14 protein-coding genes and 1 pseudogene are annotated in these 9,668 nt (G+C 65.4%); 12 read left to right on the top strand and 3 right to left on the bottom strand.

The annotated features are described in order from the left end of the window. The first annotated feature begins 178 nt into the window (after positions 1–178). Both B4E30_RS04405 and B4E30_RS04400 read left to right on the top strand, forming a co-directional pair. Positions 179–673, top strand: a complete 495-nt coding sequence (locus B4E30_RS04405; RefSeq protein WP_286793664.1) for a GNAT family N-acetyltransferase — start codon at positions 179–181, stop codon at positions 671–673. Positions 674–866: 193 nt separating this feature from the next. Then, positions 867–1,409 (top strand): hypothetical protein, encoded by a 543-nt coding sequence (locus B4E30_RS04400; RefSeq protein ID WP_286793663.1) that lies wholly within the window; start codon positions 867–869, stop codon positions 1,407–1,409. 7 nt (positions 1,410–1,416) lie between these two features. On the opposite strand, the gene B4E30_RS04395 is transcribed toward B4E30_RS04400, so the two are convergent. Beyond that, on the bottom strand, positions 1,417–1,929 hold the full coding sequence (locus B4E30_RS04395) for a putative immunity protein (RefSeq protein WP_349676947.1): 513 nt from the start codon (positions 1,927–1,929) through the stop codon (positions 1,417–1,419). 17 nt (positions 1,930–1,946) lie between these two features. After that, positions 1,947–2,387, bottom strand: coding sequence for a DUF6194 family protein (locus tag B4E30_RS04390; protein WP_286793661.1), 441 nt, complete (start codon positions 2,385–2,387; stop codon positions 1,947–1,949). A gap of 106 nt (positions 2,388–2,493) precedes the next feature. Between B4E30_RS04390 and B4E30_RS04385 the strand changes: the two genes are divergently transcribed. The 10 genes from B4E30_RS04385 (at position 2,494) to B4E30_RS04340 (ending at position 9,169) form a co-directional block, all read left to right on the top strand. Continuing rightward, complete coding sequence (locus B4E30_RS04385) at positions 2,494–3,189, top strand: MerR family transcriptional regulator (protein WP_286793660.1); 696 nt, start codon at positions 2,494–2,496, stop codon at positions 3,187–3,189. 390 nt (positions 3,190–3,579) lie between these two features. Then, on the top strand, positions 3,580–4,191 hold the full coding sequence (locus B4E30_RS04380; RefSeq protein ID WP_286793659.1) for a hypothetical protein: 612 nt from the start codon (positions 3,580–3,582) through the stop codon (positions 4,189–4,191). Between the two features lie 44 nt (positions 4,192–4,235). Next, positions 4,236–5,156 carry a thioredoxin family protein gene (locus B4E30_RS04375; protein ID WP_286793658.1) on the top strand — a complete coding sequence of 307 codons (921 nt, stop codon included), beginning with the start codon at positions 4,236–4,238 and terminating at the stop codon, positions 5,154–5,156. Positions 5,157–5,214: 58 nt separating this feature from the next. Further along, positions 5,215–5,745 (top strand): hypothetical protein, encoded by a 531-nt coding sequence (locus B4E30_RS04370; protein ID WP_286793657.1) that lies wholly within the window; start codon positions 5,215–5,217, stop codon positions 5,743–5,745. Positions 5,746–5,956: 211 nt separating this feature from the next. Next, positions 5,957–6,643 carry a DUF433 domain-containing protein gene (locus B4E30_RS04365; RefSeq protein WP_286793656.1) on the top strand — a complete coding sequence of 229 codons (687 nt, stop codon included), beginning with the start codon at positions 5,957–5,959 and terminating at the stop codon, positions 6,641–6,643. A gap of 7 nt (positions 6,644–6,650) precedes the next feature. After that, positions 6,651–7,043 (top strand): hypothetical protein, encoded by a 393-nt coding sequence (locus B4E30_RS04360; protein ID WP_286793655.1) that lies wholly within the window; start codon positions 6,651–6,653, stop codon positions 7,041–7,043. Positions 7,044–7,098: 55 nt separating this feature from the next. Beyond that, the gene (locus B4E30_RS04355) at positions 7,099–7,893 is read left to right on the top strand and encodes a hypothetical protein (RefSeq protein WP_286793654.1); all 795 of its coding nucleotides are present in this window, start codon (positions 7,099–7,101) and stop codon (positions 7,891–7,893) included. A 337-nt stretch (positions 7,894–8,230) separates the two neighbouring features. Beyond that, entirely contained in the window at positions 8,231–8,512 is a 282-nt protein-coding gene (locus B4E30_RS04350) for a DUF3892 domain-containing protein (RefSeq protein ID WP_286793653.1), read from the top strand. Between the two features lie 104 nt (positions 8,513–8,616). Next, positions 8,617–8,895 (top strand): type II toxin-antitoxin system RelE/ParE family toxin, encoded by a 279-nt coding sequence (locus B4E30_RS04345; RefSeq protein ID WP_286793652.1) that lies wholly within the window; start codon positions 8,617–8,619, stop codon positions 8,893–8,895. Beyond that, positions 8,870–9,169: a HigA family addiction module antitoxin gene (locus B4E30_RS04340; protein WP_286793651.1), complete on the top strand. Its 300-nt coding sequence runs from the start codon at positions 8,870–8,872 to the stop codon at positions 9,167–9,169. Before B4E30_RS04345 ends, B4E30_RS04340 begins: the two co-directional genes overlap by 26 nt. 249 nt (positions 9,170–9,418) lie before the next feature. Here the strand turns inward: B4E30_RS04340 and B4E30_RS04335 are convergent. Continuing rightward, a pseudogene (locus B4E30_RS04335) lies at positions 9,419–9,668 on the bottom strand (hypothetical protein); the annotation flags it as partial.

Here is a 9,668-nt window from a genome sequence, read left to right as displayed (position 1 = left end):
CTCAGACCAAACTGACACAGTCACCCTGAAACCGTCGCACATGGGTGGACATCTCCGAGCGGTTACTACACCCGTCTTGTGGGTTCTGGTCGGAGTTGTCCGTTTCGCGGATGACCAGTCGACGAGGGTCCATCTGGACATCTCGATCGAGCGTTGCGAGCTTTGACAGCATTGGCGCATGGCGTTCACGATCAGGGAACCGCTTGCGGCCGAGGCCTCCGCAATCGCCGACATTCACGTCGCGACGTGGAAGGAGGCGTACTCGGAGCTGCTCCCCGAGGACTACTTCTCGGAGGAGTACGTAGCGGGCCGTCATCGGATGTGGCAGCACGTCCTGACTCACCCGCGTGACGACGTGGTCGTTCACGAGGCCGAGGCCGATGGCGAGATCGTGGGATTCGCTTGGGCCGGGCCGGGCGAGGGAGTCGATGCGGAGGAGCCGCCGCGCGATCGACTCCTGTACGCGATCTACGTACTGGCCGTGCACTACGGGACTGGGGCCGGGCAGGCGCTGCTGGATGACACGCTGGGGGACGGTCCGGCGATGCTGTGGGTGGCCAAGGAGAATCCGCGCGCGACGGCGTTCTATCTCCGCAACGGGTTCCGATTCGACGGAGTCGAACAGGTCGACCCCCACGCTCCGTTGATCACCGACGCACGGATGGTGCGGTAGCCGGGTGGGAGAAGGGCAAGACCGGTATCGCTCATCGGGTTGTGGTGCGGTCAACCCGGCGCTCTAGACTCGCCAGATGGCACGTCGTCGCGGCAGTCTGACTGCACCACGCGAGCATGATCCGGATCTGCCCCGGGTGCTTGAGGACTACGTAGCACTGGCGCCGCGCGAAAAACGAGAAGGCGCTCGAATCGTGCTGGGCGACGGGGATGTCGACGCGCCCCACACACGGATCTCGGAGTCCCGCATCCAGGTGGGGACTTTGGGACGGCTCGACCTCACGGGGTCGACGCTCGTGGATGTCGCCATCGACGATCTCGCCGCGATCGAGGTCGCCGCCCGAGACGGCAGGTGGCGGAACGTCGTCGTGAGCGGTGGCCGTGTCGGCACGCTCGATGCCGTCCGTGCAGATTGGGACGGCGTGACGTTGCGCGGGCTTCGCATCGACTTCCTCTCGCTGCCCTCGGCTGAGATATCGGATGTGCTGATCGTCGATTGCACGATCGGAACGCTCGATGTGCCGGAGGCGTCGCTGACGCGCGTGCGCTTCGAGAACTCCCGCGCCGACGAGCTCGATACCCGCGGCTTGCGCGCGAAGGACCTGGATCTGCGTGGGCTGGACGTCGTCGCGTTCACGGACGTGCGCGGCCTCGCAGGTGCGACGATCCACGAGCGGCAGGCGGAACTCCACGCCGTCGCTTTCGCCCAAGCGCTGGGAATCAGCACGGAAGATTGATCCCCGCCTATGCCAGACCCGCCTGGATGGCGCGGATGTTCGCGGCGAGGACGCCTCGGCTGAGGAGTCCGGGGCCGAGCGGACCACTCCTGTCTTCGCCGAGGAGCGGCAGCCGCCGCAGGGCTGCCTTGGCTTCGGGGCTCAGTTGATCGAGCTGCCAGCGGATCTCGTCGCGTACCGCGTCGATGTGATCCGGTCTCGACAATCCCGCTGCCTTGGCGGCGTAGGCAGCGGCGCCGAGGGCATGAGCGCCCATGTGGGCCACTCCGGCGGCTTGCGCGGCTGCTCGCGCGGCGGCGACGGCCGATGGGCTCGTGACGTCGCGCGCCGCGCGCCCCGCGACGAAGCGGCGTCGGATCTCTCCGGCCGCATCCAGCTCACCGCGCGCGAAGGCTCGGGTTCGCGGGATCGCGTTCCGCGGCCGCCCGTCGGCGGGTGACTCCGATTCGAAGACCGCGAGGACTCGTTCGGCGCAGTCCGCCGCCCACGATGCGACGATCCGGCGATCAGCTTCGCTCAAGGCCTGCGGTGATCCCATCACGGCGTTCCGGAACGACGGGACGCGCGAGCACGTGCCGCCTCGTGTGCGTCGCGCAACAGCGCGATGGTTTGCTGTGCCGTCGCCGCCGCCGGGTTCACCACCGACACCCATCCGGCTGCGCCATACAGCGGGTGCACAACGAACACGTCGACATCGGCCGGGCTCGCGCCCTCGTCCACGATCTGCGATGCCCGCTCGCGTCCGACGTGGATGTTCACGCGGAAGCGACCGGGCTCGTTGAGCCGTGAACTCTCGTCGTCGGGATAGTTTTTCGTGACGATCGTTCCGTACGGCTGGGTCCGCTCGGGCATGACCCCATCCGGGGCATGGTAGAAGAACGCGTCACCCCAGGCCACCTCCGGAGAACCGCTCGCTTCCCCGGGAATGACCACGAGCACGCCGTCGAAGTCGCTGACGGCGTCAACAATCTCTCGCATATTCATCCTTCAATCGTCACCCTCAAGTGCTTATGTGGACATGGGCCAGACGGGAGCGGGTATGTCAGCACGTAAGTCTCAAGAGAGCGGATGGACGACAGCCGCCGTGGCTCGGGTCGGGGGCTATTCCACGCAACAGGTACGGGACCTCGAACGGCTCGGTGTGCTCCCCGCGGCCAAGCGCATGCCGAACGGATACCGGACGTACCGGGAACGCCACGTCCTCGCGCTCCGCGCGTACCGCGCTCTGGCCGCCGCGATCGGACCCGCGCCGGCGCGGCAGATGATGCCCACGTTGGTGCAGGGAACTCTCGAGGCGGCCGCAGCAGAGATAGATGACCTGCACGCCGTGCTTGCCCGGAGGAGAGAGCGCGTTCGCGAAGCGAGCCGCGGTCTCCAGGCCGTCCTCGCGGATGCCGCGCATGTCTTCGACGAGCACGACTCCATGACGATCAGCGAGCTCGCCGACGCTCTTGGGGTTCGATCCTCGGCGCTGCGCCATTGGGAGCACGAAGGACTCGTCCATCCCGACCGGATGAGCACGTCGCGTACCCGCCGCTATAACTCTGGCGCCATCACCGAAGCGCGAATCGTCGCCGCACTCCGAAGTGGCGGATACCGCATCCCACCGATCGCGCGCGTGCTCGACCAACTTCGCGAGCACGGTCTGACGGCGGAAGCGCAGGCACTTCTCGACGAGCGGATGTCCGACCTGAGCAACCGCAGCGTCGCTCTGCTCGCCGCCTCCGGACACCTCCACGCGCTGCTCATTCAGCGGGAGAAGGCTGCCGCGACGGGCTGAAGCGACGCGGGTGCATGCCTTGCGGCATCTCGCGCGCGAAGAGGGAACGGGCAGTGAGAATCGGACTGTACGGGACTTGTGCGACACGTAGACGTCGGGCAGAGATTGCTGCACGATCTGGTGGGAAGGCGCGCGTTGGTGGACCGGCAATCGGCCGGAGGCAGCGAGGCTGCCGGGGTGCTGTCTGCCCCCGACGGCCGACTCCTCCAAGTGCAGGCCCATCGGGCGCGTCCTGGGCCGCTCACGCCCGATCATCGGGGCCGCGCGACCCTCGTTCGCGGGCACCCAGGTCCCGGACCTGGCGATCTCCGGAAGTCGTTGCGTCATCTCAGCACCGACATCCTCCGGCTTCGAGAGAATGGATAGAGTCCCGATGATCCGAGGTGCCCCGTGGACCTGCCCTCCCTTGACAATCTCGCCTACCCTGCAGGCGATGACGGCGATCACCCAGGCGGCGGGCATTGCGCGTCGCTTGGCGGAGGTACCCGCGAGGAGAACCGCCTTGCGATGGTCGATCAATATGGCACCGCGCTGCGGGTGCTCGTGGATGCCGCGGAGGCTTCCGGGGACGGATGGGGCCTCAGCCGTCCGATTCTGTTCGCCGTGCACCAGCTCTGCGAGAACGCGCTCGACCTGGCAAACGACCGCGCCAGGGTGACCGTGTCGCGCAGCGGAAAGCACCGCCACTCGCTCGCCGTGAAGATGGCAGGCGCTGTCGCTGGCCGCGTATACGACTATCTAACCCCGGATGAACGTCGGTGGTGCGAGCGCTTCGTCGAACAGACCGTGCCTCTGACTGGCAACGGGTTCCCAGGACGGTTCGCCGACGGCACAGTATCGGGCAGGAGCCAGCTCGACGATATCTGGTGCTGCATCAACCCGGCAGCCCTTCGTGATGCGGCGCTCATGTTTGCTGGTCTCACTCTGCTCAGTTCCTCCGAACTCGAGGAAAGCGCCGTCCAACTCCAGTCGCCTGCGAATCCAGCAAGCGCTGCGACTTGACCGACCTGCCTGCGGGCATCGCTCTGTCTGGCAGGCTTCAACCCGTGGATGAATTCATGGTGACCTTCGGGTTCGTCGCAAACGTCATCACTGTCGTCGCGGGCCTGGTCGCGATCTTCGGTGTTGTATGGGCAATTCTCGGGCGCGCGATGTTGACTGTGAACACTGATGTGAACCCTGGACCCGCGCCGAGTCTGGTCGTGAGGGTGTCCTCTACTGGGTCGAATCCAGTTCATGATGTCGAACTTGCAGTAGGCGCTCTAGACGACAACACATTCGCCCTATGGGGTGACGGCGCTGGGAGAAGGTCCGCGCTCAATCGCGGGGAGACTCTCACTGTCACCGCCTTCGACGACGCGACCACGTCGTTCGGCTCCCCGCCATTCGAGGGTGAGCATCGCCACCCGATGAAGCCCGGCGAAGGATGCTACGTAACGGTGCAGTGGCGCTCGCCTCTGTTTCCGTGGCGCCGAAAGTCGCGCACCTATGCCTGGCCACCCGCACTTCGCTTCGCGAGCCGGCAACCGAAGCTGCTCAGGTGGCAAGCCGAATCGAGATTTTTCGAGCGAGCGCACGACCCCAGGAACAACTCGGCACGACTGGGATTCACGCGGCCGAAGTGGGCCCCTCCGCAGGCCACCGCGGCAACCGATCCGACCTTCAACGCTCTCGTTGCGGAGAACAAGGGGGTCGTGCTGGTCGGGTTCGGAGCAGCATGGCAAGGAGAGTTCTGGCTGGGTGTGCAGCGGATGCTGCACGCACTTGCCGCGAACTACGCCCCTCGGATAAAGGTGCTCATCGTGACGATCGAAGACTGCCCGATTGCAGCGTCGAAGTACACGACTGGGACGTTCCCTCACTTCAAATTGTTCCGAAACGGACAGGTCGTAGCCTCACACGACGGCGCTGGCTCGATGCCGGACATTGAAGCCGGACTCGCGCCGCACTTGACTTCGCTTCGCTAGTGGACCGACGTTCGAGCAGTCCACGGCCCCGCCGCGGACGAAACAGTACGCTCGCGGGATGGAGTTCACCCTCACCTACCAGGGACCGCTTCCGTCGAAGCAGCGGGGCATTAGCCCTGTCAAAGCGCTATTGCGCCAGGCGTTCCATCCGCAGATCAAGGCGCACCTAGACCAGCGCCTCACTCCAGCGATCCGACCCCGCCTTGTGTCGAATGTTGACGGGCACGAGTTCATTGCGCCCGCAACCCCAGAGCTTGGCACAGCGGTCGAGCTTGACGTCTTGCTGCTCTCGCCCCCGAGGCAGAAGATCGGGGACGCGGACAACCGCCTCAAGACGCTCATCGATGGTCTCACGCGACCCGCCAACAAGGAGCAGATGCAAAACCACGTCGCACCGCTGGATGGCGGGCCGACCTATTGTCTGCTCCAAGATGATCGCCTCGTGCAGAGAATCGGGCTCGATACGCGCCGTTGGTACGGCGCACCGAGCGACCCCTCGGAGTCTTTGGTCGTGGTCACGGCCAAGGTGGTGCTGTCAGCCGATGTCACCGTCAACGGGCCGACGAGCGCCACCTTCCTCGTTCTCTAACGCAAGCAGGAAGACGCTCGGCACCAACGGCTGTGGTGCGATGACGGACCGGTTGCGGGCGACCTCGGAGCGGTGAGCCAGGACTGAAATCTGGGGTGCGCAGAGTGGGGTCTCGGTTGAGCCTCGACGGCGACGCCTCACGTTGTTTGGACTGTCCGTGGGCTCCGTGAGTCTGCGGACGGGCGAGGGTCCCCCCGGATATCGTTGGGATGTGCTCGGGCTCGCGGATGAATACACCGTGCCGTTGTACTCCCAGGCGGAGGCGGCTCGGATTATTGGCGAGCCAGAGAACACGGTCCGGAACTGGGCACGCGGATACGCATACCGGACAACCGACGGCCCGAAGACGTCCCTCAGCCTCATCACCGTCTCTCCACATCCATTCAGCCGGATGTCTGTCCCGTTCGTCGGGCTCGCGGAGGCATACGTCATCGCCTCCCTGAAGAAGGCGGGAGTGCCGATGCAACGCATACGCCCCGCTGTTGAAGCGATCCGAAACGAGATGGGTACCGCCGAAGCACTCCTCAGCGAACGGCTCAAGACTGACGGCTCGGAGGTCCTCTTCGACTATGTCGAGGGCAACGGGCTGACTCGCTCCGGGCTTGCCGTCGTCCGCAACAAGCAAGGGGTCATCCCCGAAGTTGTCGCCGACTACCTACAGACGATCTCGTACGTGGACGGGCTCGTCGAGTCGTTCCGGCCGATCCGCTACGGCGGGACAGTCTTCGTCGACCCTCGCATCAACGCCGGTCGCCCCTCGTTCGTCGAGACCGGGGTACGGATCATCGACGTCGAGAACCGGGTCGCTGCTGGGGAGCCGATCGCGGAGGTCGCCGATGACTACGACCTCGACCCCGACGAGATAGTCCGCGTCATCGCCGCCGACCGAGCCGCCTGAGGGCCGGATGACCGACCCGCGATTCTTCGTCGACCGGAGCCTCGGTGGGAAGGTCATCGCTCGCCTCCTTCGTGCCGACGGATGGGACATAGTCACGATGCGCGAGTTCTACGGCCGCGCCGGGGACAGAATGAACGATGTCCCGTGGATAACCGAGCAAGCCCGCCTCGGTCACGCAATCCTTTCCTGCGACGGGATGATTCTCAGCAACCCTCTCGAACGGGCCGCGATCAGCGATTACGCCGCCCGCGCGTTCGTCCTCCCGACATCTCAAATGACCGGCCCTGAACAAGCTGCCCGGTTCATCAGACACCGCGCAGCCATACACGATCGCGCGACCGCCGATTCTCCCGCCGGATTCGTCGTCTACGAGAGCCGCCTCTCCCGCGTCCTGCCCTGACAACCCGGCGGCGTGTCCGATCCACGGTTGTTCGCCGAGCCGGGACGATCGTCCAGTGACCTCGGATCAGCCGACCATCCCGCCCGCTTCGGACGCCGCAGACCTCGCCGCGACCCGGCGATCCCTCGTCGACATGATCGAACTCTGGCCACGAATGGTCGGCACCGCCAAGGCACCGTTCCGAGGCGATCTCGACGTCCACCGCGCGATCAGCATCCACTCTCACGCGCACCACGCGGTCCAACTCGCGCGCGCGCTCGTCATGATGGATCAAGAAGGGAGCGAGATCGCGATGATTCCGACGATTCGCGCCATCTTCGAGATGGGCGTCACTTGTGCATGGCTCCTCCTGACACCCGGATCTGGGGACATCCTCGTCCGCGAAGGCACCAAGAAGCGCAAGACCGCCCAGGAGGCGCTCCTCAAGATCGGAGTCGACGCTGATCCTGGCTACTCACAGTCCCTCACCGTCCTCGCTGAGCTCAACGCACCCGGAACCTCCTTCGAGATCCAATGCCGCGCTCTCGCGGGAGGGGAGTCGCTCTACGTCACCTACCGAGTATTCTCCGCGCAGGCACACGCGGGCCTCGGGCTCGTCGACGCCTACTTCATCGAAGACGAGGACTCACCGATCGGGATCGCCTTCGACCCGATGGCTCCGGCGGAGCCCCGGGACGCGCACCTCGGCATCGCCGCATGCATGCTCTTCCTCGCGATCAACGCGGATGAAACCGCTCGGCAGAAGCCCCGCTACACGACGCAGCTCGGCAAGATCGCCCGTCGGCTCGGCGTCGGAACTGAGATCGCACGGGCTGACGGGACAACGATGGGACCGCGGCCGATGGACTAATGTGAGCTGCCCTCGAATCGCGCACCCGAAGGGCACTCCGGGCGGTCCGCAGCGTGTGTCGGCGGCGTGAGCCGCGAGAAAGCGGTGCAGGGACTGCTGCACGATGCGGGGACAGCCGATCTGGCTTGCACGAAGCGGTCCGCTCACCGAGCATCGCGCGAATGGGGATGCGCGGTGGGCGCTGTGGACCCAGTGGGCCTCGGAACGAGTAGTTCTACCGCGAGCAAGGAGCAGCGCGGGGTGAAGCGGGAAGGCAGCGTGATCGCCGGCATCCATGTCGGCGGTCTGTGCGATTCTTCAATCGATGTCGCGAGCGGGGCGACGAGGGCAGAGTGGCATGGCTATTCGAATCACGCACGTTCGGTTCTCCGGGCAGGAGAAGACGCACCAGACCATCGTTCGTTGCGCGTGGACCAACACCGCGACGGGCTCAACCGGGGACAACGACAAGCCTTCGATGGTGAGCTTCGTCGACAGCAAGAAGAACGAGGTCGTAGTCGGCACTGGCACGAATGAGGTGCAGGTCGGAGCCGTGCACCCGGACGGCGGCCAGCCGTACCTGCGCACCTACGCCGACGGCAAGTGGACTAACAACCTGCTCAGTCTTCCGACTTTCTAGATCTGCCATCGACGACCCGCTAGGTTCCGCATCTGGACATTGCCCACAAAGCGATCTTCGAGGCTTCCCTCGCAGATACTTGCGTATAACGCTAGTATTGCTGTGTGAGGTTCGCGGACCGTGACATCGAGGCGTATTGGCTCGGCGGCCCGGCTCCGCGACGCGTGCCACCGGATGTTCGCAAGCGTCTGGTGCGCAAGCTCCAGATGCTGGACGCGGCGGCGGAGCTCCAAGACCTGAGGGTCCCGCCCTCGAACCATCTCGAGAAGCTACACGGCGACAGAGCGGGCAGCTACAGCATTCGGGTCAATGATCAATGGAGACTCGTCTTCGACTGGGACGGAGGGGAAGCCAAGAATGTCGCTTTCATCGACTATCACTGAGGATCTGTCCACCCCGGGCGAGATCCTCCTCGAAGAGTTCCTCGAGCCGCTGGGAGTCAGCCAGTACGAACTCGCCAAGCGCATCGGCGTCGACCAGTCCCGCATCTCGCGGATCGTCCGCGGCCGACAGGCGATCACCGCGGACACCGCGCTTCGACTGGGCGCGTTCTTCGGCACCACCCCGCAGTTCTGGCTCCGGCTGCAGGAGGGTTACGACCTCGCCCTCGCCCGCGATACTGCGCCAATCAGCTCGATCCAGCCGCTGAGCGCCTGATCTCCGCCTGAGCGAATGCACGTGCGTCCTCCAGATCATCTGGCCTGCCCGACGTGTGGCGACCGCTTGTCATTCGAGATCCTCGACGACGAGAAGTTCCTCGTTGCCTGGTCCTGTGTGAACTGCGGGCCCATTCGCACGACGGAGCCGGCATAACGCAGGCCCAAGACTGAGCATCGGCGTCGGCCAGTCCCGCCTATCGCGGTCCGTACGCGGCCGGCCGACGGGCATCGCGCTCCGGCAGGGTTGTCACGGGAGCGCGATCACGAGCGTGCAGGCGGCAAGCACAGCAGACGCCAGCGTGCCCACGATGCGCTCCGGACGACTCCTCGATATCGCGTTCAGCACGACGCCGACGGCGAAGTAGGCGAACAGCACCCACGTCGCCACCTGTGCGACGGCGCCGGCATCGCCGATCAGCCCGGCCTGCCACAGGAGGATCGCGGCGAATGCGGCGTAGAGGAGGACCGACACTGCGCTGCCGATCCGCAGGCGCCGA

Origin of the sequence: Microbacterium sp. UBA3394 (assembly GCF_002358725.1) — a bacterium.
Taxonomy (GTDB): domain Bacteria; phylum Actinomycetota; class Actinomycetes; order Actinomycetales; family Microbacteriaceae; genus Microbacterium; species Microbacterium luteum.
The sequence above is the reverse complement of the archived record's forward strand: the minus strand, read 5'-3'. Positions and strand labels throughout refer to the sequence as shown.